Annotated in this window: 19 protein-coding genes and 1 pseudogene; 9 read left to right on the forward strand and 11 right to left on the reverse strand. The window is 59.7% G+C overall.

What is annotated here, in order from left to right; all coding sequences use genetic code 11:
- Positions 1-115: 115 nt before the first annotated feature.
- Positions 116-991 carry an AraC family transcriptional regulator gene (locus HB680_RS16965; protein WP_213939755.1) on the reverse strand — a complete coding sequence of 292 codons (876 nt, stop codon included), beginning with the start codon at positions 989-991 and terminating at the stop codon, positions 116-118.
- A gap of 137 nt (positions 992-1,128) precedes the next feature.
- Between HB680_RS16965 and HB680_RS16970 the strand changes: the two genes are divergently transcribed.
- Positions 1,129-2,031, forward strand: coding sequence for a DMT family transporter (locus tag HB680_RS16970; RefSeq protein WP_213939756.1), 903 nt, complete (start codon positions 1,129-1,131; stop codon positions 2,029-2,031).
- 28 nt (positions 2,032-2,059) lie between these two features.
- Here the strand turns inward: HB680_RS16970 and HB680_RS16975 are convergent, their stop codons facing one another.
- The 4 genes from HB680_RS16975 to HB680_RS16990 form a co-directional block, all read right to left on the reverse strand.
- A complete protein-coding gene (locus HB680_RS16975; RefSeq protein WP_213939757.1) occupies positions 2,060-2,569 on the reverse strand; it encodes a DUF2165 domain-containing protein in 510 nt (169 codons plus the stop codon).
- A gap of 169 nt (positions 2,570-2,738) precedes the next feature.
- Positions 2,739-3,716, reverse strand: coding sequence for a D-glycerate dehydrogenase (locus tag HB680_RS16980; protein WP_213939758.1), 978 nt, complete (start codon positions 3,714-3,716; stop codon positions 2,739-2,741).
- Between the two features lie 261 nt (positions 3,717-3,977).
- Complete coding sequence (locus HB680_RS16985) at positions 3,978-4,226, reverse strand: DUF6124 family protein (protein WP_213939759.1); 249 nt, start codon at positions 4,224-4,226, stop codon at positions 3,978-3,980.
- A gap of 335 nt (positions 4,227-4,561) precedes the next feature.
- The gene (locus HB680_RS16990) at positions 4,562-5,530 is read right to left on the reverse strand and encodes a LysR family transcriptional regulator (protein ID WP_213939760.1); all 969 of its coding nucleotides are present in this window, start codon (positions 5,528-5,530) and stop codon (positions 4,562-4,564) included.
- 317 nt (positions 5,531-5,847) lie between these two features.
- Here HB680_RS16990 and HB680_RS16995 point away from each other — a divergent pair, with 317 nt between their 5' ends.
- Complete coding sequence (locus HB680_RS16995) at positions 5,848-7,347, forward strand: efflux transporter outer membrane subunit (protein ID WP_213939761.1); 1,500 nt, start codon at positions 5,848-5,850, stop codon at positions 7,345-7,347.
- 6 nt (positions 7,348-7,353) lie between these two features.
- On the opposite strand, the pseudogene HB680_RS32850 reads toward HB680_RS16995, so the two are convergent.
- Positions 7,354-7,488, reverse strand: a pseudogene (locus HB680_RS32850) (metal ABC transporter ATP-binding protein); the annotation flags it as partial.
- Here HB680_RS32850 and HB680_RS17000 point away from each other — a divergent pair.
- Genes HB680_RS17000 through HB680_RS17010 form a run of 3 tightly spaced genes read left to right on the forward strand, consistent with a single transcriptional unit; the run spans position 7,487 to position 10,728 of the window.
- Complete coding sequence (locus HB680_RS17000) at positions 7,487-9,667, forward strand: FUSC family protein (protein ID WP_213939762.1); 2,181 nt, start codon at positions 7,487-7,489, stop codon at positions 9,665-9,667. The pseudogene HB680_RS32850 and the gene HB680_RS17000 overlap by 2 nt on opposite strands.
- Positions 9,657-9,857, forward strand: a complete 201-nt coding sequence (locus HB680_RS17005; RefSeq protein ID WP_007896379.1) for a DUF1656 domain-containing protein — start codon at positions 9,657-9,659, stop codon at positions 9,855-9,857. Before HB680_RS17000 ends, HB680_RS17005 begins: the two co-directional genes overlap by 11 nt.
- A gap of 10 nt (positions 9,858-9,867) precedes the next feature.
- The gene (locus HB680_RS17010; protein WP_213939763.1) at positions 9,868-10,728 is read left to right on the forward strand and encodes an HlyD family secretion protein; all 861 of its coding nucleotides are present in this window, start codon (positions 9,868-9,870) and stop codon (positions 10,726-10,728) included.
- A 59-nt stretch (positions 10,729-10,787) separates the two neighbouring features.
- Here the strand turns inward: HB680_RS17010 and HB680_RS17015 are convergent, their stop codons facing one another.
- Positions 10,788-11,870, reverse strand: coding sequence for a hypothetical protein (locus HB680_RS17015; protein WP_346657409.1), 1,083 nt, complete (start codon positions 11,868-11,870; stop codon positions 10,788-10,790).
- A 706-nt stretch (positions 11,871-12,576) separates the two neighbouring features.
- Here HB680_RS17015 and HB680_RS17020 point away from each other — a divergent pair.
- Entirely contained in the window at positions 12,577-13,320 is a 744-nt protein-coding gene (locus HB680_RS17020; RefSeq protein ID WP_213939764.1) for a hypothetical protein, read from the forward strand.
- Positions 13,321-13,371: 51 nt separating this feature from the next.
- Here HB680_RS17020 and HB680_RS17025 read toward each other — a convergent pair whose 3' ends face one another.
- A complete protein-coding gene (locus tag HB680_RS17025; RefSeq protein WP_213939765.1) occupies positions 13,372-13,770 on the reverse strand; it encodes a DUF4440 domain-containing protein in 399 nt (132 codons plus the stop codon).
- On the reverse strand, positions 13,767-15,137 hold the full coding sequence (locus tag HB680_RS17030; RefSeq protein WP_213939766.1) for an MFS transporter: 1,371 nt from the start codon (positions 15,135-15,137) through the stop codon (positions 13,767-13,769). Before HB680_RS17030 ends, HB680_RS17025 begins: the two co-directional genes overlap by 4 nt.
- Before the next feature lie 111 nt (positions 15,138-15,248).
- Between HB680_RS17030 and HB680_RS17035 the strand changes: the two genes are divergently transcribed.
- Positions 15,249-16,130, forward strand: a complete 882-nt coding sequence (locus HB680_RS17035) for a LysR family transcriptional regulator (RefSeq protein WP_213939767.1) — start codon at positions 15,249-15,251, stop codon at positions 16,128-16,130.
- 61 nt (positions 16,131-16,191) lie between these two features.
- Here HB680_RS17035 and HB680_RS17040 read toward each other — a convergent pair whose 3' ends face one another.
- Together HB680_RS17040 and HB680_RS17045 are read right to left on the reverse strand one after the other, a co-directional pair.
- Entirely contained in the window at positions 16,192-17,667 is a 1,476-nt protein-coding gene (locus HB680_RS17040) for a serine hydrolase (protein WP_213939768.1), read from the reverse strand.
- A gap of 63 nt (positions 17,668-17,730) precedes the next feature.
- Positions 17,731-18,648 carry a LysR substrate-binding domain-containing protein gene (locus HB680_RS17045; protein ID WP_213939769.1) on the reverse strand — a complete coding sequence of 306 codons (918 nt, stop codon included), beginning with the start codon at positions 18,646-18,648 and terminating at the stop codon, positions 17,731-17,733.
- Between the two features lie 462 nt (positions 18,649-19,110).
- Here HB680_RS17045 and HB680_RS17050 point away from each other — a divergent pair, with 462 nt between their 5' ends.
- Both HB680_RS17050 and HB680_RS17055 read left to right on the forward strand, forming a co-directional pair.
- Positions 19,111-20,667: an ABC transporter substrate-binding protein gene (locus tag HB680_RS17050; RefSeq protein WP_213939770.1), complete on the forward strand. Its 1,557-nt coding sequence runs from the start codon at positions 19,111-19,113 to the stop codon at positions 20,665-20,667.
- Positions 20,668-20,669: 2 nt separating this feature from the next.
- Positions 20,670-21,611 carry an ABC transporter permease gene (locus HB680_RS17055; protein WP_213939771.1) on the forward strand — a complete coding sequence of 314 codons (942 nt, stop codon included), beginning with the start codon at positions 20,670-20,672 and terminating at the stop codon, positions 21,609-21,611.
- Positions 21,612-21,698 lie beyond the last annotated feature (87 nt).

Consider the following 21,698-nt stretch of genomic DNA (forward strand, 5'->3'; position numbering starts at 1 on the left):
ACTCGATATCTCAGGTCGATGCAACTCGAAAGAACCACCCGATCAGTCCCCTCGCCCCTCTGGGGAGAGGGTTAGGGAGAGGGGGAGATCTCAATGACACCCCACCGCCCGATGTCTACCGCAAAAACGCCAACCGATACTCCCCAGGCGTCCCGCCCAGCACCTGCCGGAACCGATTGGTGAAATGACTCGCACTGGCAAACCCGCACGCCAGTGCAATATCGCCCAAGGGTTGCGGGGTGCCGCGCAGCAGTTCGCGGGCCCGGGTCAGGCGCCGCGCCAGGACATACTGGTGCGGCGGCAGGCCGAAGGTCTCGCGGAACATCCGCGCGAAGTGGTATTCCGACAACGCGCATAACGCCGCCAGTTGGCCGAGGCTGATGGGTTCGGCCAACTGACTGTTGATGAATTCCACCAACTGCCGGCGCTGATGCGCGGCCAATCCCCCCTTGAGCCGCAAGCCCTGACGCGCACCGACCTGATTCAACAGCGCATGGCTGAGCATTTCGTGGGCCAGCGTGCTGGTGAGCACACGTTCGCCGGGCTCATTCCAATTGAGGGTGAGCATCTGCCGAAAGCGCCGGGCCTGTTGTGGATCGTCGATGAAGGTGCCCTCGCGCAATTGCAGTTCGCGCGGTTCGCGGTCCAGCAGCGTGACGCAGCCGAGGGCGAATTGCTCGGGGCTGAAATACAGGTGGGCGAGGCGAATATCACCATTGATGACCCAGCCTGACTGATGATCGGCCGGCAGGATGCACAACTTGTTCGGGCCGCCCTTGTTGCCGGGCTGGTCGCGGCGAAAGGTTCCGGTGCCGCCGGCGATGTAGCAGGAGAGGGTGTGGTGGCTCGGCGCTTCGTAGTCCTGAGCGTCGTGATGATTGCTCCACAAGGCTGCAGCCATGCCGTCACCGAGCTCGGCGCTGTGCTCCAGACGAGCATTGGGCGAGCGGTTGAGGGCTTGAAAGACTTGCAGCGTTTCCAGTGTGGGCATGATCGTTCTCTCCAACGTCTTGCATCCTACTCCGTAGCGTTGGCCTGCGAGCCTGTGCGCCGACAAAAGCGCAAGATTATGCAAGTGCGCCATGGCGCTTGCACCCGACACTGGGCACCTATTGAGGAGCCTTTGCCATGAACCTGTCTTTGTATTTGATGACCGTGCTGATCTGGGGCACCACCTGGATTGCCTTGAAGTGGCAACTGGGGGTGGTGGCCATTCCGGTGTCGATCGTCTATCGCTTCGGCCTCGCCGCGCTGGTGTTGTTTGTCATGTTGCTGCTCAGTCGGCGCCTGCAAGTGATGAACCGTCGCGGGCACCTGATTTGCCTGGCCCAGGGCTTGTGCCTGTTCTGCGTCAACTTCATGTGCTTCCTGACCGCCAGCCAATGGATCCCCAGCGGCCTGGTCGCCGTGGTGTTTTCCACTGCCACATTGTGGAACGCCCTGAATGCGCGGGTGTTCTTCGGGCAGAAAATTGCCCGCAATGTACTGATGGGCGGCGCGTTGGGGTTGCTGGGGCTTGGCCTGTTGTTCTGGCCGGAACTGGTCGGCCACACCGCCAGCCCGCAAACCTTGCTCGGTTTGGCCCTGGCCCTGCTTGGAACGCTGTGTTTCTCGGCCGGCAATATGCTGTCGAGCCTGCAACAGAAGGCCGGGCTCAAACCCCTGACCACCAATGCCTGGGGCATGGCCTATGGCGCGGCGATGTTGTCGGTGTGGTGCCTGGTCAAAGGCATTCCGTTCGACATCGAGTGGAATGCCCGCTACATCGGCTCGCTGCTGTACCTGGTCATCCCCGGTTCGGTGATCGGCTTCACCGCCTACCTGACGCTGGTCGGGCGCATGGGCCCGGAGCGTGCCGCTTACTGCACGGTGTTGTTTCCGGTGGTGGCGCTGAATGTCTCGGCATTCGTCGAAGGCTATCAATGGACCGCCCCAGCGCTGGTTGGGCTGGTGCTGGTAATGCTGGGTAACGTATTAGTCTTTCGCAAACCCAGGGCGCCGATGGTGCAGGGCAACGGCAAATTGGCCTGAACCGGTTTGAAGATCGAGCGCACAAGCCTTAGCGCTCGGTCCTCAGGGCCAGGAAAATCAACGAGGGCAAAATGAAATCGACAATATGCCGAGCCCAGTCCTTGATATTCCAGGTCTGTGATTCATCCATGTCGAACCATTCGACAGCGATCGATTGCAGGCAGATGTAATAGATAAACAGGGCAATCAACAAACCCACGATTGAAAGCTTTTTAGCCTCGTGGAAATCGTCAGCCGGAGCATTTATATATTTGAACAGTTGATAAGTGCCCATCAGGCAATAAACGGTATACATCACTTCCAGGGTAATGATGATCCAGTAAATGCGGTGATGAAGCATCGGCGATGTAATAGCGCGGTAACTTATGTTGGCATTCTCTCGGGTGGTGTCCATGCTCAGGATATGACCGACATATTCATAATTGGACGGGTAGTCGGTAAAGTTGCTGATCATTACGAGCAATCCGAAAAAGCTGAACGCTGCCATGAGCAAGGCTTTGCTGTATCTGATAAGTTGATCTGTGGTCAGGTGATTCAATGTGTGAACTCTCCGTAGCGAGTACTCGTGATAGTCGAGTGAATGGCGCGGAGTCTATAGTGGGTATCAGTTTTTTGGTGATGGACTGATTTTCAAGGTGTGTATTGAGTTCTAAGTTTTAAGCGTTAATAAAGAACGGGCAGGTGTCTTATAGACCTGCCCGTTATTTTTATTGGCCTTTCCAGACTTGCGGGTTCACCAGATCCTGCGGTCGCTCACCCAGTAAGGCACTGCGCAAGTTAACCAGGGCGCGGTTGGCCATGGCTTCGCGGGTTTCACCGGTGGCGGAACCGATGTGCGGCAACGTCACGGCGTTTTTCAGTTGGAACAATGGCGACTCGGCCAGCGGTTCTTTCTCGTAGACGTCCAGGCCAGCGCCGCGAATCCGCTTGGTTTGCAGCGCTTCGATCAGCGCCGGTTCGTCCACTACCGGACCGCGCGCGATGTTCACCAGGATCGCACTCGGCTTCATCAGCGCCAGTTCGCGATGGCTGATCAGGTGTTTGGTCTTCTCGCTGAGCGGCACCACCAGGCAGACGAAATCAGCTTCGGCCAGCAACTGATCAAGGCTGCGGAACTGCGCGCCGAGCTCTTGTTCCAGTTCGGTCTTGCGGCTGTTACCGCTGTAGATCACCGGCATGTTGAACCCCAACCGACCACGACGAGCAATGGCCGCGCCAATGTTGCCCATGCCGACGATGCCCAGGGTTTTGCCATGCACATCGCAGCCAAACAGCGGCGCGCCGACGGTGGCTTGCCACTGGCCAGCCTTGGTCCAGGCGTCCAGTTCGGCCACGCGGCGGGCACTGCTCATCAGCAGCGCAAAGGCCAGGTCGGCGGTGCTTTCGGTGAGCACGTCCGGGGTGTTGGTCAACATGATCCCGCGTTCGTTGAAGTAGGCGAGGTCATAGTTGTCGTAACCGACCGACACGCTGGACACCACTTCCAGTTTGGCGGCGTTCTCCAGTTGCGCACGGCCGAGTTTGCGACCGACGCCAATCAAGCCGTGGGCGTGGGGCAGCGCTTCGTTGAACTGGGCGTTGATATCGCCATTTTTCGGGTTTGGCACGATCACGTCGAAATCTTGCTTCAGGCGCTCGACCATTTCGGGGGTGACGCGGCTGAAGGCGAGGACGGTTTTTTTCATGGGAAGCAGCTCGGCGGGCGGTGGTGAATGCCAAGCACGCTAACATTCTTCGCGGGTTTTGCGCGAGTGCCCAGGCGTACGAGGATCAACTGTGGGAGCGGGCTTGCTCGCGAAGGCGGGGTATCAGTCAACATTAATGCGGGATGTTAAATCGCCTTCGCGAGCAAGCCCGCTCCCACAGGGGATATCGGTCGTTCGCGGGTGTTGTGTTTGCTGAAGAACCTTTGTGGGAGCAGGCTTGTTCCCACAAGGCAGGCGTGGTCAATCTTGCGGGTCGAGGTTGTCCAGCATCCGGTTCACCGAGAGTTCAGCCAGCATGATGACTTGCTGGATGCCGAGCAGGGTGTTGCGGTGAGTGCCTTCGACAAATCCGGCGAGGTCACTGGCCATGACGCTGGCCGAGGCGAGGGTTTCGCTGGCGTAGACCATCAGGGTTTCGTTGGTGGCGTTGGGGGCGACCTGGAACAGGTGGCTGGGGGTGTGAGGGGGATTCGGTGTTGGCTTGAACATAAGGGGGGCTACTCCATCGTGAGGTTATGGAGCTGCCACTTTCGTTTTCCAGACGAAAGGTGGCAGCCGTGCGCGGACTGGAAAAACCGGCAAACCTCACCAAAAACCCGGCAGACCCGAAGGTCTCCCGCGCACAGCCGCCATAACATTGGGAGCAGAAAAAAGCGCCGCAGTATGCCATGTGCTGAGGTGAGGTATCGATTCGGGTTTTCCAGACCCGGTCACTGATGCGTCAGTGACCCCCAAAGCCTATCCACTTCCCTTCCCACACAACAACCGTCAAAACACGTCGGAAACGTCCGAGGAAATCCGCAGTTTGTAGGACCGTCCGTAGCTCAATTCGCCAACCGTGCCCCGGCCAGGCTTCCGCTCAATTCATACGCCGTCAATTCCGCTTGATGCGCCGCCAGAATCTCCGGCAACGACCCGCGCAGGTACTCGACCCACGTCTTGATCTTCGCATCCAGGTATTGGCGCGACGGGTAGATCGCGTACAGGTTCAGTTCCTGCGAGCGGTAGTTCGGCATCATCCGCACCAGCGTGCCGTTGCGCAGCCCTTCGATCGCCGCGTACACCGGCAGCACGCCCACGCCCATGCCGCTGGTGATCGCGGTTTTCATGGCGTCGGCGGAGTTCACCAGAAACGGTGAGCTGTTAATGGTGACCATTTCCTGGCCTTCAGGGCCGTCGAAGGTCCATTTTTCCAGCGGGATCACCGGGCTCACCAGGCGCAGGCACGCGTGGTTGAGCAGGTCGCTGGGTTTTTGTGCGCAGCCGTTGGCTTTCACATACGCCGGAGAAGCGCAAACGATGCTGTAGGTGATACCCAGCCGCTGGGAGACGAAACCCGAATCCGCCAGTTCGCTGGCGAGCACGATGGACACGTCGTAACGCTCGTCCAGCAGGTCCGGAACGCGGTTGGCCATGGTCAGGTCGAAGGTCACGTCTGGGTGAGTCTTGCGGTAGCGGGCGATCGCATCGATCACGAAGTGCTGGCCGATGCCGGTCATGGTGTGCACTTTCAATTGGCCGGCGGGGCGGGCGTGGGCGTCGCTGGCCTCGGCTTCGGCTTCTTCGACGTAGGCCAGGATCTGCTCGCAACGCAGCAGGTAACGCTTGCCGGCCTCGGTCAGGGCGATGCGGCGAGTCGTTCGGTTGAGCAGACGGGTTTGCAGGTGGGCTTCCAGGTTGGAGACCGCGCGCGAGACGTTGGCCGTGGTGGTGTCCAGTTGCACGGCGGCGGCGGTGAAACTGCCGGCCTCGGCCACGTAGCTGAAGGCGCGCATGTTTTGCAAGGTGTCCATGGGGTGCTCTCGGGTTCGATGGCAAATTGTGACACGAAGTTTCAGAGTCTGAGACCCCGACCAAGGGATTATCGCAGTAACGGTAACAAAGATTCACAGGAATCCCAGCTTATCGCCAACAAGGCCCACCCCTAGAATTGCGGCCACCGCAGGAACATCAATACCTGTGGGAGCGGGCTTGCTCGCGAATGCGGTGTATCCGTCAATGATGATGTCGCCTGACACACCGCTTTCGCGAGCAAGCCCGCTCCCACAGGGGATGCGGTGCCCGGTCCCGGAATATTTCGTGCCTCCCCCCATCTCAGGAATTTGCAGCAGTGCCGCGTCGCATCAACAGAGCGCTCAAGACGCTCAGTGTTTTGGCTTTAACCCTGGCAATCAGCGGCTGCATCGGTACCGGAGGTATTGCCCCGCAGGGCAAGGCGCTGGAGGCTGATTCGCTGGCCACCGACGAAGCCATCCAGAACGCTGCACAGGACGCACACTGGCCCACCGCGCAATGGTGGCAGGCCTATGGCGACCTGCAACTGAACCGCTGGATCGACCTCGCCGTGCAAGGCAGCCCGACCATGGCCATGGCCACCGCCCGGGTGCGTCAGGCCAAGTCCATGGCCGGCATTGCCGAGGCCGCCGAGTCGCTGCAGATCAACGGCGAATCGACCCTCAAGCGCCACAACTGGCCGACGGACCAGTTCTACGGCCCTGGCGAACTCTCCAATACGACCACGTGGGACAACAACGCCGCGCTCGGCTTCAGCTATGCACTCGACCTCTGGGGCCGCGAGAGCAACGCCACTGAGCGCGCCGTGGACATGGCGCACATGAGCGCTGCCGAAGCGCGCCTTGCCCAGCTCGAATTGCAGAACAACATCGTGCGCGCCTACATCGAACTCTCGTTGCATTACGCGCAACGGGACATCGTCGCCGCGACGTTGAAACAGCAACAGCAGATCCTCGACCTCGCGCAAAAACGTTTGAACGGCGGGATCGGTACGCATTTCGAAGTCAGCCAGGCCGAAACGCCGCTGCCGGAAACCCATCGCCAGATCGATGCCCTGGACGAAGAAATCGCCCTGAGCCGCAACCAACTCGCGGCGTTGGCGGGCAAAGGTCCGGGGGAGGGCGTGCAGTTGCAGCGGCCGACGCTGTCATTGGGGGCGGCGCTGAAACTGCCGTCGTCGCTGCCCGCGCAATTGCTCGGCCAGCGCCCGGACGTGGTCGCCAGTCGCTGGCAAGTCGCGGCTCAGGCCCGAGGCATTGATGTAGCACACGCTGGTTTCTACCCCAACGTCGATCTGGTCGGCAGCCTCGGCTACATGGCCACGGGCGGCGGGGCGTTGGAGTTTCTGACCGGCAAAAAGCTCAACTACAGCGTCGGCCCGGCGATCTCGTTGCCGATTTTCGACGGTGGCCGTTTGCGCTCGGAACTGGGCGAAGCCTCGGCCGGGTATGACATCGCCGTGGCCAAGTACAACCAGACGCTGGTCAATGCGCTGAAGAACATCTCCGACCAGTTGATCCGCCGCGAGTCGATGGACAAGCAACAAACCTTCGCCGCCGAGTCCGTGGCCACGGCGCAGAAGACCTACGACATCGCGATGATCGCTTATCAGCGTGGGCTCACGGATTACCTCAACGTGCTGAATGCCCAGACGTTGTTGTTCAAACAGCAGCAGGTGCAGCAACAGGTTCAGGCGGCGCGGTTGAGTGCGCATGCGGAATTGGTCACGGCGTTGGGTGGTGGATTGGGTGCTGGCAGTGATGTGCCGACCGACAGCCAGACCGCCGCACCGAAAACCCCGGCACTTCTGAAGTGAACACAAAACCTGTGGGAGCGGGCTTGCTCGCGAATGCGGCGTGTCAGGCAATGCAGATGCTGACTGACACACCGCTTTCGCGAGCAAGCCCGCTCCCACAGGGTCCCGGCCCGACTGAAATATCAATGAGCAGGAATCGATGACTCCCTTGCCCGCACCTCTGCGCTGGCTCTACTCCCTCGAATGGCGCCGTGGCTTCTACGACTGGGCGCGCAGCGATGGCGTGACTTGGGTCTACATTTTCAAGGTGCTGCTCGCGGCGTTCCTGACCCTGTGGCTGGCCATGCGCCTGGAGCTGCCGCAGCCGCGCACGGCGATGATCACCGTGTTCATCGTCATGCAACCGCAAAGCGGCCACGTGCTGGCCAAGAGTTTTTATCGCTTCCTCGGTACCCTCGCCGGGTCGGCGGTGATGGTGTTGCTGATCGCGTTGTTTGCGCAGAACACCGAACTGTTCCTTGGCTCGTTGGCGATCTGGGTTGGCCTGTGCACGGCCGGCGCCGCGCGTTATCGCAACTTCCGCGCCTATGGTTTTGTGCTCGCGGGCTACACCGCTGCGATGGTCGGTTTGCCGGCGTTGGCGCACCCGGACGGCGCGTTTATGGCGGCGGTCTGGCGGGTGCTGGAAATCTCATTGGGGATTATTTGCTCGACCCTGATCAGCGCCGCGATCCTGCCGCAAACCGCCAGTGCCGCGATGCGCAACGCCTTGTATCAGCGCTTCGGCGTGTTCGCCTTGTTCGTCACCGACGGCTTGCGTGGGCGCAGCCAACGCGAAGCCTTTGAAGCAAGCAACGTGCGTTTTATCGCCGAAGCGGTGGGCCTGGAAGGCTTGCGCAGCGTGACGGTGTTCGAAGACCCGCACATGCGCCGGCGCAACGGTCGGCTCAGTCGCCTGAACAGCGAATTCATGAGCATCACCACCCGCTTCAACGCCTTGCATCAATTGCTCGAACGCCTGCGCAGCAGCGATGCGGACCACGTGGTGGCAGCGATCAAACCCGGTTTGCAGGACCTCGCGGAATTGCTCGACGGCTTCAGCGGCCGCGCATTGACCAACGCCGATGCCGCGCGGTTGGTCACGGCGCTGACCGCATACAAGGAAGGCTTGCCGGCGCGGGTGCGCCGCTTGCGCGCGACGTTCCAGGAGAGCGATCCGAGCGACGCCGAGCAACTGGATTTCCACACTGCGTATGAATTGCTCTATCGCTTTGTCGATGACCTGCACAGTTATGCACAGACCCACGCGTCCCTCGCCGATCACAGTCATGCGCGGGAGCAATGGGACGAGCCGTTCACCCCGCAAACCAATTGGCTGGCATCGGCGGCGTCGGGGATCCGGGCGGCGTTTATTCTGGTGGTGCTCGGCAGTTACTGGGTCGCCACTGCATGGCCGAGCGGGGCGACGATGACGTTGATTGCCGCCGCCACCGTGGGCCTTTCTGCGGCGACGCCGAACCCGAAACGCATGGCGTTCCAAATGGCGTGCGGCACCTTGCTCGGGGCGCTGATCGGCTTCGTCGAGATGTTTTTCATCTTCCCGTGGATCGATGGTTTTCCCTTGCTGTGCGTGATGCTCGCGCCGGTAATCGTGCTCGGTTCGTTCCTCACTTCACGCCCGCAATACGCCGGGGTCGGCCTCGGGTTGCTGATCTTCTTCAGCACCGGCTCGGTGCCGGACAACCTCACGGTCTACAACCCCTACACCTTTATCAACGACTACATCGCCATGGTCCTCGGCATGCTGGTGTGCGCCGCCGCCGGGGCGATCATCCTGCCGCCCAACAGCCGCTGGTTGTGGCGGCGGCTGGAGCAGGATCTGCGCGAGCAAGTGGTGTACGCGATCAGCGGCAAGCTCAAGGGATTGGGGTCGAGTTTTGAAAGTCGTACCCGGGATTTGCTGCACCAGGCCTATGGCCTGGCGGTGGGCCAGCCGCAAGTGCAGCGGGATTTGCTGCGCTGGATGTTCGTGGTGCTGGAGGTCGGCCACGCGATCATCGAGTTGCGCAAGGAACAGGCGATCTTGCCGGTGCATCCGGCGTATGCCGAATCCCAGCCGTGGCGTCAGGCGATCCGGGTGATGGGGCGTTCGCTGGTGCGGCTGTTTTTGCAGCCGAGCCAGAGCAATCTCGAGCGCGGGTTGATCGCCGTGGACCATGCGATCAGCCGTGTGCAAGCCACCGATGAACCGTTCGCCCCGCACTTCGATACGTCGGCGTTACGGCGGGTGAAGAGTTATCTGCACTTCATCCGCACCTCGTTGCTCGACCCGCAATCGCCGCTCTATGCCTATGTCAAAGGAGTTGAACATGCCGCGTGAAATTGCCTTCCACGGCGTGTACATGCCGACCATGACTCTGATGTTTTTCATCGCTGCCGCGCTGGCCTGGGCGCTGGACCGGTTCCTGTCCGGGTTCGATTTGTATCGCTTCTTCTGGCACCCGGCGCTGCTGCGCCTGAGCCTGTTTACCTGTCTGTTCGGCGCCCTGGCGCTGACGGTTTACCGTTGAGAACCTACTGATGAAAAAGCTTTTCAGTCTGCTCGCGACCCTGCTGGTGCTGGCCCTCGCGATATGGATCGGCCGGACCCTGTGGGTGCATTACATGGACACGCCATGGACCCGCGACGGTCGCGTGCGCGCCGACATCATCAACGTCGCCGCCGACGTCACCGGCGAAGTGGTGGACGTGCCGGTGCGCGATAACCAGTTGGTGAAGAAGGGCGATTTGCTGATGCAGATCGACCCCGAGCACTACCGCATCGCCGTGAAACAGGCGCAATCAATGGTGGCTTCACGCAAAGCCACGTGGGAGATGCGCAAGGTCAACGCCCACCGCCGCGCCGACATGGACGCACTGGTGATCTCCAAGGAAAACCGCGACGACGCCAGCAACATCGCCGACTCGGCCCTGGCCGATTACCAACACGCCCAGGCCCAACTTGAAGCTGCCGAACTCAATCTCAAACGCACCGAAGTGCGCGCCGCCGTGGACGGCTACGTGACCAACCTCAACGTGCATCGCGGTGACTACGCACGCATCGGCGAAGCGAAAATGGCCGTGGTCGATATGAACTCGTTCTGGGTCTATGGCTTCTTTGAGGAAACCAAACTGCCACACGTGCGAGTGGGCGATAAGGCCGACATGCAACTGATGAGCGGCGAGGTGTTGAAGGGGCATGTGGAGAGTATTTCTCGCGGGATCTATGACCGGGATAATCCGGAAAGTCGCGAGCTGATTGCTGATGTGAACCCGACATTCAACTGGGTACGTCTGGCGCAACGGGTGCCGGTGCGGATTCACATTGATGAAGTGCCGGAAGGCGTGCTGTTGGCGGCGGGGATTACGTGCACGGTGGTGGTGAAGCAGGCGGGTGATTGATCGCGTTTGTGAGTGAGCCAGCCCTCACCGCAGTGGGGGCTGGAAATAGATTTATCACGTCAACTCCAATACGCCCATAACACCCCTAGAAAGCTGGAGATTCCTGAAGTGTTTCCTCCAAAAACAAATCGCTTCTCCAGGCGTCGCTGCAGAAAAACGGGTTTCGCGTTGGCGTCCGTATCCTCGTCAACTTTTCCATCGGTACCGAAATGGGTATCGAGAAGTCCGTTGTCGAGAAAACGAGCGAAATGCACTGATCCGTGGACGCTGGCGACGGTCAGTCGGCGATCAGCGTCCATGAAGCCTGCGTGCCAGTTGTCGCCCAGCTGCTCGTTGAGGCTCGTCAAGACAGGTTGCCCCCGATTGAAATGCTGATCCGGCCGACCGTCTGCATTCATGCCGAGCAAAAGGCCCTTTATGGGTATTAACAAACCTTCCTCGTCGCGATCGATACCTGACTTTCCGAGACCTACAAATCGATCATCGGTTGTTTGTATCAACGCATTCAGGGTGGTGTCCGCGAGGTTCAACACGTAGACCCCCGGGGTAGCGGCCTCACCGAAGGTCATGTCCACAGTGCCATTATTGTTGTAACGGGCAAAGTAACCCTTCTCGCCATCGATTTGTCTCACTCCGCCGACGATCAGAATCTTGTCGCCCTGCAGCTGCATCTCATTAACCGAGGTGATGTCGGCGCCGCCATTGAGCATGACGTTCAAGCGACCGGTCGTATTGAAACTGTTATCCAATGTTCCGTCCGGGTTTATTCGATAAAGAACGCCGCTGAGTCTTCTCTCGTTCCCCGGAGCGTGATAAGTCGCACTGATGACAATCTTGCCGTCAGGCTGGATCGCAAGACAGCTGGAGTCGGTGATAAGTTGTTCTATCGCCAGATTTGGCAGGATCAGATGGCCGCCTGCTGCAAAATCAGAATCCAGGACGCCCTGCTCCGTGAAGCGGGTGATCGTCAAATGCTCAGGCGGAAAATCAGAATCCGCGTCCAGGTAGGTATAACCCAGCATATAAATCCATTTGCCATGAACGGCTACCTTACCGCCTGACGCATTAAACGGCGGCCTGAATTGTCCGAACGTAAAGCCCTTGTCCGCGAATGTTTTATCGATACGTCCTTTTTCATCCACACGTGCCAGACCGTAATACAACTTAAGGTATCGAGTTTCATTTTCAGAGAAATTGTCGTCGTGGGATACGGCGATACCTACGATGATTTTCCCAGAGTCTATGTGCAGATTCCTTTGACCAGGCGGTCTGTGCCATTGATATGAGGTAGCCGCCAGAGTGAGAACTGTCCTGGCGGGATTTCTTCATCTTCGTTGAGTGGGCCACCAAAACTTTCATCCACGGAGCCAGGTTTGTGAACTTTGTGAGTGTTCATGTAGTTGTCCTGTGTCATTCAGCATGCGAGGTGAGTTGTGGCTGGCTCAACACCCGGTTAGGTTCGAGAACAGTCGGCGGGCGCTTCATCAACATCAACAGCCATTCCCGTTAAGCAGGAGTCTGTGTCGCGAGTTGTAGGACGTCTACTGTCAGACATTACAGGTAGGGGCCTCTTTCGGACGTGCGGGCGATGCCTTCAACAGCTCAAGCAAACGTCTCGTGCAGGTGTCGCCAAGTAACGTGGTATTACAGTGCAGTCTATTGCAAGTTTCTTATGTTGGCTGGAGAGCTTGTTAGTTGTAATAGGGTGTTGAATCGGCTTTTGTTTGTTTTGTCGTGTGCTAACTTCCGCGTCACCCTGAAACTCTGATGTTTGATCTAATGAGTTTGCAGTGGTCAATTATTGTTGCTGGATCGCAATGCGATCAATTTGATAAAAGGAAGTTGCACATGGCAAAGCTGTTAGATATCAGAATGGATGAATTTGTCAGTCATATTAAAGAGAGGGAGCCCATCACACTGGGGTTTTCCCTGGTCACCGATGGCACGCCTCCGCCCGTAGGCTCGCGGCTGCAATTCAGAATGCGCCCCGGCGTGACCTTGCTGCACGCCTCGATGCCGGCCGAGGGCGCGCGAATGATTCACGATGATGCATGGGACTTCAGGACTATTTTGATCGAAGAGGAACAAACCTCGGGGTGGACTTTCCGACGGACACTGACATTGCAATGTGATCAAGAACTGAGCCCTGTTAGTGCGAAAGAATTGTGTGGCATTGTTTATTATCAACCGGATTCCATGGAGAACTTCTACTGTCCTGTTTTGGGGCGCAAACTTGAAGGGAATCCTATTCAAGCACGTCAGGTTTTTAAAGGTTCATGGCAGGATCAAGCAACTAAAGGCTGGATCTACAGCTATGACGTTATTCTGCGTCCACATCAACAAGCGATCACTCAATGGAAGTTTCTGAGTTCGGGCTTGCCCTTGGGCACGAAGATTCACGCTAACGCCTGGCTCAACGTCACGCATGCAGGTCCGGAGGGGGTTGTTGAGCTGGTCACTCCGAAGGGTGATGATTATTTGCTGGAGCCGGGCAAGGACCTGGCGGTTTCCATCCAGTTGCTCTACCCGGCGGCTGTTGGCCAAAACCCATCGCTCCAGCGTTTGCCTAATCTCGTGGCTTATATCGCCTGATAACGCGGTGTTCTGATCGCTCCCTCGCAGCGCGTGGTAGCGATCAGGTATTTACTCGCTGCAAAGCGTCTCCTGCAAATGCCGCCAAATCACCTTGCCGGATTCGGGTTTCTCGAACACCACCGTCGAACGCCGATCCGAGTGCAGCCCCGTTGCATCGGTCTGCCGCTCCCGATAACTCACGGTCGCGCCGCGTTCGTGCCGCGCGATCCCGCGCATCTCACTGAGCTCAATCCTGAACCCGGTTTTCTGTCCGCCCGCCATCCGGAACAATGCTCTCAGCGCCTCCAGATCCAGCGTCCGGCCCAGCGGTGAGACCATGGAAAACTGCGGTGAAAAACGCGACAGCAATCGGTCCAGCGCGGCGTCGTTTTGTTCATGGGCAAACCATTGCTCGATCGCTACGTGGGCCTGGATCACTTCGTCAAAGTAGTCGGTGTAGTCAGTCATGTGGATTTTTCCTGGAGGGGCGGGGAGGTCAGCAGGGCGAGGACTGTCGTTGAATCCAGACGCAGGACGGCGGCCATGGGGATGAGGGTCAGCAGCGCCGCCGCGAGGAAACAATAATTGAAACCTTGGGTCCCCAACGCGCCGAGTAATGAACTCAACAGCGCCGCACCAAGGCAGAAGCCGAGCTGGCGATTGATGTTCCACAGGGCGCTGGCGTGGCTCATTTTTTCCGGGCTGACGCCGACAAACGCCAAGGTCTGCGCGGTGACGCTGCACACGCTACCGCCCAGGCCCATCAAGGTGTAAGCAATGATCAGCGGCAGGCCTGCGGGTTGTTCGACGCGCATCAGCAACAGAATGCCAAGGCATTGCAGGATCATGCCGGCGATCAACAACGGCTTGGGGCCGATGCGGTTGAAACTGCGTTTGCCCACCATGATCGCCACGCCGGACCCTGCCGCCCATGCCAGCATCAGCGCACCGGTTTGCGCCGCGCCGAAACCGAGGCCACGCAGGTACAGCACCGCAATCAGGCTGGTGCCGACAAAGACGCCGTTTACGAATAGATAGACCAGCATCGCCAAGCGCAGCGACGGGTTTTTGAGCAATTGCAGGTCGAGAATTGCCCCCGGTTTATGCCAGCCATCGCACAGGTACAGATAGACGACCGCCGTGCCGAGGATCAGACCCACCAAGCCGAAGACGCGGGTGTCGGGTTCGCTCAACAGGCTCAGGGCAATCAGCAGCAGGCACAGGCCGGAGACGGCAAGCAGCAGGCCGCGAACATCCAGTGTTGGGCGTTCCCTTGAAGGTTGATCGGGTTTCAGCCACAACGTGCCGAGGCCTAATGCGAGCAGCGCCATCGGCAGGTTCAGGTAGAAGATCCAGCGCCAGGACAACGCCTGGACAATCAACCCGCTGGCCGCTGGCGACAGTGCCGGCACCATCAGCGCCACCAGCATCACCACGCCCGTGAAATGCGCGCGTTGCTCCGCTGGAAACTGTCGATAGGCCAAGGCCTGGCCCACCGGGATCAACAACCCGCCACCGATTCCTTGCAGCCATCGCCAGCCGATCAACGTTTCAATCGATCCTGCCTGCGCCACCAACGCCGAGGCGATCCCGAACAACAGCAGCGAACCGAGGATCAGCCGCCGCTCGCCGAGCCGCGCCGCCAGCCACACGCTCATTGGAATGATCAGCGTCAGTCCGAGCATGTAGGCATTACTGATCCACGCTAATTCCGTCACCGAGGCGTGCAGTTCACGGGCGATGTCGGGGTAGGCGATGCTGGCGACGAACATGTTCAGCAGGTCGAGGGCGAACCCCAACAAATACACCAGCGCGACTTTCGAGCGATAAGCCATGGCAACATTCCCTGTAATGAGACGTGCAGGGTAGGGCGCTTGCCGGGTTAGGAGAACGCTGGTTTGGCTGCTAGTTTGTCAAAATTATTTTGACAAAGGAGTGCTGCGGGCATGGTCAGCCTGGACCGTTTTGACACTTTTAAAGCCGTGGTCGAGGCCGGGTCGTTGACCGCCGCGGCCGAGACACTGGGGCAGACCCGCGCCGTGGTGAGTTTCAACCTCAAGCGCCTGGAGGAAGAACTGGGCGTGACCTTGCTGACCCGCAGCACCCGCCAATTAGCCCTGACCGATGCCGGCGAGCGTTTTTATCGACGCTGTTTGCGCACCCTGGACGAAGCGCAACTAGCGATCGAAGAAGCCCGTTCGGAGCATTCGCAGCTCAAGGGCTCGTTGCGGATCACCACCACGGTGGAGTTTGCCTTGGCCCAGGTGGTGCCCGCGCTGGGGGTGTTTCGAGAGCAACATCCGCAGTTGAACATTCACTTGTCCACCTCCTCGACCCACGCCGATCTGATTTCCGAGCGTTTCGATGTGGCGATCCGGCTGGGGCGGATGCACGACTCCAATTTGCGAGCGGTGCAGTTGTCGACGTTCGAGATTTTCGCGGTGGCGGCGCCAGGGTTGATCGAGCGTTTCGCGGCCGTCGACACGTTGGCGGCACTGGAATCACTACCGACGCTGGGGCATGGTCGGGTGCCTGAACTGACGGTAAACGACCCGGCGGGAACGGAGCATCTCTACCAGCCGAAACCGGGGAAAACCGCGATTGTCGCCGACAACTCGGCGACGCTGCGGGCGTTTGCGTTGTCCGGGCAAGGCGTGGCGATTTTGCCCCAGTGGCTGGTGCAGGACGATCTGGACGCGGGGCGGCTACAGCGTTTGTTGGCGGATCATCGATTCGCGCAACAAGGGGTGTACGCGCTGTACCCGGATACCCGGCATCTGCCGCTGAAGGTGCGGGCGTTTATTGATTTTATGAAGGGGTGGGGTTGAGGTTTTGTGGGGGCTGTTCTGGCGCTTTCGCGAGCAGGCTCGCTCCCACCGTTGATCTTCTTCAGATCATTCGTTTGCCGTGCAGGGGTTGTTGGCTCAGTGCGCCGCTGTTGACGTTGACCGTTCGCGCCCATGTCACGGCATCGTCGGTGAACGTGCAGCGGACGGTGTCACGGAAGGCGCTGGCGACGAATATCCACTGCATTTCCAGGGTCGAGTGATCAAGCCAGCGTGCCCCGGCGATGACGTCTACGTTGTCGAAGGTGTAGCCATGGTGCAATTCGCTGCCGGGCATGTCGGTGCTGCCCTGATGCCAGTGCTCCAGCCCCGCCACAATTCGGTGCGTGCCCGTGGCGTCGCTTAGCTGCACGGTCAATGTCTCGTGTTCGAAGGTAAACGCGAGTCGCGTGACGCCCTGGTCGTTGTCGTCTACCTCGACCTCGACGGTGACTGGAACACTGAAGGGCGAAGTGCCTTGGGACACCAGCGCGGGAACCTGACGCATCGCTTCCAGACGTCGCTTCAAGCGATAGTCCGCCTCGTCGGCCAGCTTCGGGGTGTCGTGAAACGCCGCCGGGAAGTGCCGTTCGATGTGCGCAATGATCTGCGCCGAGTTCTTCATCGCGCCGACCACGGCCAGCGTCGCGCCGAAGGCCGGGAAAACAATCGACATCTGCACGAAAACGCCGACCGCGCAGTACGCGTCCCGGGGCTTGATTGCCCAGTGGTAGCCGTACTTGCTGTCGGGCCCGCCTTGCGGGCGGGTCGCGGCGTGAACCCATTCGCTCGACAAAATGCGTTTGCCTTCCCAGAGGCCACCTTGAGCATGGAGGATTCCGAGTTTGAGCAGGGTCGCTGGCGTGGCGGTCAGGCCATTACCGCCGGGGTTGATCCCGTCGGGCCCGATGTCCCAGTGCTCGTCGGTGACGCCCAGCGGTTCGAACAGGCGAGGGCGCAGATAGTCGTGCATCGTCTGACCAGTCAGTTGGGTCACGATCGCCGACAGCATGTAGCTGGCCGCGCTGGTGTAGACGTATTGTTCGCCGGGTTCATGAACCAGCGGGATCTTGAAAAACTCGGTGATCCAGCTGCTTTCGATGGCGCGCCAGACCGACCCCGAGGTGTTGGATTGATGACCGGTGCGCATCGTCAGCAAATGCTCGACGGTCATGCGCGGCAATTTCGGATCCACGGGATCAGGCAGCAGCCCGGGGAAAAACGAGATAACCGAATCGCTGAGCCGCAACAGGCCTTCGTCCAGCGCGAAACCGATGGCGCACGCGGTAAAACTTTTGGCCACCGAATGCAGGATTCGAGGGCGTTGCGGGGTGTAGGGCCATTTCCAGCCCTCCGCCGCGACCCTGCCGTTGCGATGCAACATGAGGCCATGCAAATCCAGCCCGGCGTCCTCGACATCATCGAGAAAGGCGATGACCCGATCAGGGTCGATCCCGACTTCGCTGGCCGCCGCGCGGAGCAGGCCGTCGTGGGTGGTTTGAAGAGGGGCGGCGAACGAGAAACGGGTGGGCGCAGGCATGACGGTCAAGATCTCTTGTCAATGGAGCGGAAATACACGGCAGCGGCGAGCCGGAATGGATGATCAGTTTTTGGCGCGATGGACCAGGCGCGAATAGGAAATCAGCATGCTGGTCAGTTCCTGGGTGACTTGGGTGAACGGCGAGTTGCGGCGACTGATCAGGCACACATCCCGCGAGGCCAAGGGCTCACGGATCGGAATACTGATCAGTGACGACGAGAACAGTTTCATGCCCGGCAGCATGCGCGGTTCGATGGTCAGGTAATCCGATTCGGACACGATGTGCAGGATTTCCAGCAGCGAATCGGCGGTAATGGCGATGTTCGGTGGCGGTAGTCCTTCGGCCCTGAACAGCTCGATCAAGCGATTCTCGGCGCCGCCCACGACACCCGCCGGCCGCACGCTGATCCACTGACAATCGGTCAACTCGCGCACTGAGCGGGCCTGTGCCTGTGGATGGCCCTTGCGCGCAATGATGCTGGCGTCCGAGCTGTAGAGGCGCTCGATGGCCAGGTCGATGTCGGTGACGTTGGGCGCCAGCGGGCACATCACGAAGTCGAGCCGGCCGTCGCGAATTTTCTCGATCAGCATCTTCGTCGAACCACTGGCGACGTGCACCTGGACCTTGGGGAACTTGCGGGTGAAGCTGCTGAACACCGGCATCAGCAACTCGGCCAGCGGTTCGGCGGTGACGCCCAGCGCGATCTGCCCTTCGGGCTCGCCTTTCCATTGGCGGATATCCTGGAGGGCGCGATCGCAATCCATGGTGATCGAACGCGCCCGGGTCAGGAAACTTTCGCCCGCCGGCGTCAGGTTAATCCCTTGGTTGGAGCGGGCCAGCAGGGTGACACCGAGCTCCTTTTCCAGGCTCTGGATCGATTGGGTCAGCGTGCTCTGGGCAACACCCAACTGGCGTGCCGCCGAGCGAAAACTGCCTTTCTCGACAACGGAGCAGAAGGCGCGGAGATGGACCAGCGTCATGGGAAACAGCCTCTGGGAACATGGGCGATTGCGATGATCGGTTTGACCGAAGCTTATCCGAACAACTCCCCGAAAAACCTATCGGTTCAAATGATCGTGATCGGTCAATGTGATTAACCTGGCGTGAGTATTGCCGAGCAAAGCCCTCTGCGACGGGCTTCTGATTCGCAAAGCGGATGAATGGACGGCGCAGTGGCCGGAAATACCGAACATGATCGCTCCGTACGTTCTTCTCAACACACTTGCCACGCCCCTAAGATCGGTCCATCAACGTTAATCACCTCGGACCTGTTCATCACATCGCCAACCATGCATTCAAAACAATAACGACATCAGTTGCACAACCTCCTGCGGGTCTCCGTCCGAAGGAGCTGTAAAACAAGAAAAATCATCATGTGCCCGGCCGCGCCTTCGTTTTGAGGTCCTGCCAAACGTCCGGGTCGACAGCCAAGGGTTCTTGATATGAACAAAGCTTTTCTTCTGGCCGGCGGGCTCTCAGTCGCCCTGACCGCCAACGCCTGGGCCGATAACACGCTGACCGTGGCGTTGAACGCGGACATTCGCAGCACTGAGCCCGGTGTTAACCGTGACACCAACTCCGACGCCGTGATCCTGCACTTGACTGAAGGTCTGGTGGCCTTTCGTGAAGATGCCAGCATCGGTCCGCTGCTGGCCAAGGATGTGCAGGTCTCCGACGATGGCCTGCGCTACACCTTCCATCTGCGCGAAGGCGTGAAGTTTCAGAACGGCGCGCCGCTGACGTCCGCCGAAGTGCTGTGGACCTGGCGCCGTTATCTGGACCCGAAAACCCAATGGCGTTGCCTCGGTGCGTTTGATGGCAGCGGCGGCAGCAAGATTGTCGATATCTCGGCGCCTGATGCGTTGACGGTGGTGTTCACTCTTGATCGACCGAGCGGGATTTTCCTGGCCAGTACGGCGCTGCCGGAATGCGGTGGCAGCGGCATCGTCCATCCCGACTCTGTGGTCGCCGGGGCGTGGAAGGCACCGATCGGCACCGGGCCGTTCAAGCTGGGCGAGTGGAAACCCGCGCAGTCGATCGAGTTGCTGCGTTTCGCCGGTTACACCCCGCGCGAGGAAACCGGTCCGGATGGCTACACCGGCAACAAGTCGACGAAGCTTGATCGCATCAAACTGATGGTCATCCCCGACCCGGCCGCCGCCAAGGCTGCGCTGTTGTCGAAAAACGTCGACCTGCTGGTGGACGTCACACCGATGGATGCCAACGAATTGGCGGCAGTACCCGGGGTGAAGATTTCCTCCAGCGGCACCATGTCGATCAGTGCCTTGTTATTCCAGACCCGCGACCCGTTGCTCAAGGATGTGCGTTTGCGTGAGGCCATCGCCTACTCGCTGGACACCTCGCAAATCGTCGCGGCGCTGACCGACAACCGCTCCAGGGCCAACGCCTCGATGGTGGCGGTGGGCAGCAAATACCATCAGGCCGCCGAGGATAAGGGCTATGGCTACGACCCGATCAAGGCCCGTCGCCTGCTCGCCGAGGCCGGTTACAAAGGTCAGCCGATCAAGTTGCTGGTGAACAAACGCTATCCCTCGATCTTCGACATGGGCGTTTTCGCCCAAGCCATGGCCAAGGAAAGCGGCATCAATCTCGAGCTGGAAACCCTGGAATGGGGCACGCAGCTTGAGCGTTATCAGACCGGTAATTATCAGATGATGGCTTTTCCTTACTCCGAACGCCTGGACCCGGCGCTGAGTTTCGATTCGGTCACCGGTGACAAGGACAAGGAACCGCGCAAGGTCTGGGACAACCCGCAAGCCCGGGAGTGGTTGAGCGAGGCCATGCGCGAGTCGGATCCGGACAAGCGTCAGGCGCTGTTCGACCAGCTGCATCAACAGATGATCAAGGATGTACCGCTGATCGTGATGTACAACGGCAACTCGATCTCGGCGCATCGTGATTACGTGCAGGGACTGCGTCCGTGGCCGGTGTCCAAGCCACGCCTGTGGACCATCGACCTGCCCGTCGGGAGACCCTGAACATGATGCGTTTCATTTTGCAGCGGCTGGCCATGTCATTGCCCACGCTGTTGCTGATCTCCTTGATGGTGTTTGCCATCATCCGCCTGGTGCCGGGTGACCCGGCGCTGCTGATGCTGGGCGACATGGCCGACGCCCACAGCCTGGCCGCCACCCGTGAGGCGCTGGGGCTGGATCAGCCACTGGCCATGCAGTTTCTGATTTGGCTCAAGGCTGTGCTCAGCGGTGATCTGGGATTCTCGATCACGACCAATCAAGCCGTGTTGCCGTTGCTCCTCGACCGCTTCAGCGTGAGCGCCACGATTGTGCTGGTTTCGGTGTTGCTGGCCGCGTTGATCGCCGTACCGCTGGGGTTGCTGGCGGCCTGGAAGCAGAACAGCGGGATGGATTTCGGTGTGGTGGCCGGTGCGACGTTGCTGCTGTCGATCCCCAGCTTCTGGCTCGGGCTGCTGCTGTTGTACGGGTTCGGGATCAAGCTCGGCTGGTTGCCGGTGGTCGGTTATGTGTCCTTTCATGATTCGGCGTGGCAGGCGCTCAGCTACATCGTCTTGCCGATTGTTACGTTGACCCTGGTTGAACTCGGCGCAATCACTCGCATGGCGCGGGCCAGTGCCGTGGAAGTCTTGCGCCTGGAATACATCACCCATGCCCGAGCCAAGGGGCTCTCCGAGCGGGCGGTGTTGTGGCGGCATGCACTGCGCAATGCCTTCGCGCCCACGCTGACGCTGATTGGCCTGATCCTCGGCAACCTGCTCAGCGGCATCGCGGTCCTGGAAACGGTGTTCACGCTGCCGGGGATCGGTCGCCTGATGGTGGACGCCATTTATGCTCGGGACTACCCGGTATTGCAGGGCTGCCTGTTGCTGGTGACCTTTGTCTACGTGCTCGTCAACCTGCTGGTCGACCTTCTCTATCCGCTCTTCGATCCCAGGGTCAAGCTATGAACAAGCCCGCTTCTATTCCTCCAGCCACAGCCTCCGGGCTGCCGGCCACGACACCACGCCGACGCGCCCGGGGCCGGTTGCCGTTGA

The sequence above is a fragment of the Pseudomonas sp. dw_612 genome (assembly GCF_018449725.1).
In the GTDB taxonomy this organism is placed as follows: domain Bacteria; phylum Pseudomonadota; class Gammaproteobacteria; order Pseudomonadales; family Pseudomonadaceae; genus Aquipseudomonas.

Bases quoted from the DNA above. Each gene is read 5' to 3' on its own strand.
- HB680_RS17030 (WP_213939766.1), bottom strand. From the start codon at position 15,137: ATGGCTTATCGCTCGAAAGTCGCGCTGGTGTATTTGTTGGGGTTCGCC.
- HB680_RS17010 (WP_213939763.1), top strand. From the start codon at position 9,868: ATGAAAAAGCTTTTCAGTCTGCTCGCGACCCTGCTGGTGCTGGCCCTC.
- HB680_RS17020 (WP_213939764.1), top strand. From the start codon at position 12,577: ATGGCAAAGCTGTTAGATATCAGAATGGATGAATTTGTCAGTCATATT.
- HB680_RS17035 (WP_213939767.1), top strand. From the start codon at position 15,249: ATGGTCAGCCTGGACCGTTTTGACACTTTTAAAGCCGTGGTCGAGGCC.
- HB680_RS17050 (WP_213939770.1), top strand. From the start codon at position 19,111: ATGAACAAAGCTTTTCTTCTGGCCGGCGGGCTCTCAGTCGCCCTGACC.
- HB680_RS16965 (WP_213939755.1), bottom strand. From the start codon at position 991: ATGCCCACACTGGAAACGCTGCAAGTCTTTCAAGCCCTCAACCGCTCG.
- HB680_RS16985 (WP_213939759.1), bottom strand. From the start codon at position 4,226: ATGTTCAAGCCAACACCGAATCCCCCTCACACCCCCAGCCACCTGTTC.
- HB680_RS16970 (WP_213939756.1), top strand. From the start codon at position 1,129: ATGAACCTGTCTTTGTATTTGATGACCGTGCTGATCTGGGGCACCACC.
- HB680_RS17000 (WP_213939762.1), top strand. From the start codon at position 7,487: ATGACTCCCTTGCCCGCACCTCTGCGCTGGCTCTACTCCCTCGAATGG.
- HB680_RS17055 (WP_213939771.1), top strand. From the start codon at position 20,670: ATGATGCGTTTCATTTTGCAGCGGCTGGCCATGTCATTGCCCACGCTG.
- HB680_RS16990 (WP_213939760.1), bottom strand. From the start codon at position 5,530: ATGGACACCTTGCAAAACATGCGCGCCTTCAGCTACGTGGCCGAGGCC.
- HB680_RS17045 (WP_213939769.1), bottom strand. From the start codon at position 18,648: ATGACGCTGGTCCATCTCCGCGCCTTCTGCTCCGTTGTCGAGAAAGGC.
- HB680_RS16980 (WP_213939758.1), bottom strand. From the start codon at position 3,716: ATGAAAAAAACCGTCCTCGCCTTCAGCCGCGTCACCCCCGAAATGGTC.
- HB680_RS17005 (WP_007896379.1), top strand. From the start codon at position 9,657: ATGCCGCGTGAAATTGCCTTCCACGGCGTGTACATGCCGACCATGACT.
- HB680_RS17040 (WP_213939768.1), bottom strand. From the start codon at position 17,667: ATGCCTGCGCCCACCCGTTTCTCGTTCGCCGCCCCTCTTCAAACCACC.
- HB680_RS17025 (WP_213939765.1), bottom strand. From the start codon at position 13,770: ATGACTGACTACACCGACTACTTTGACGAAGTGATCCAGGCCCACGTA.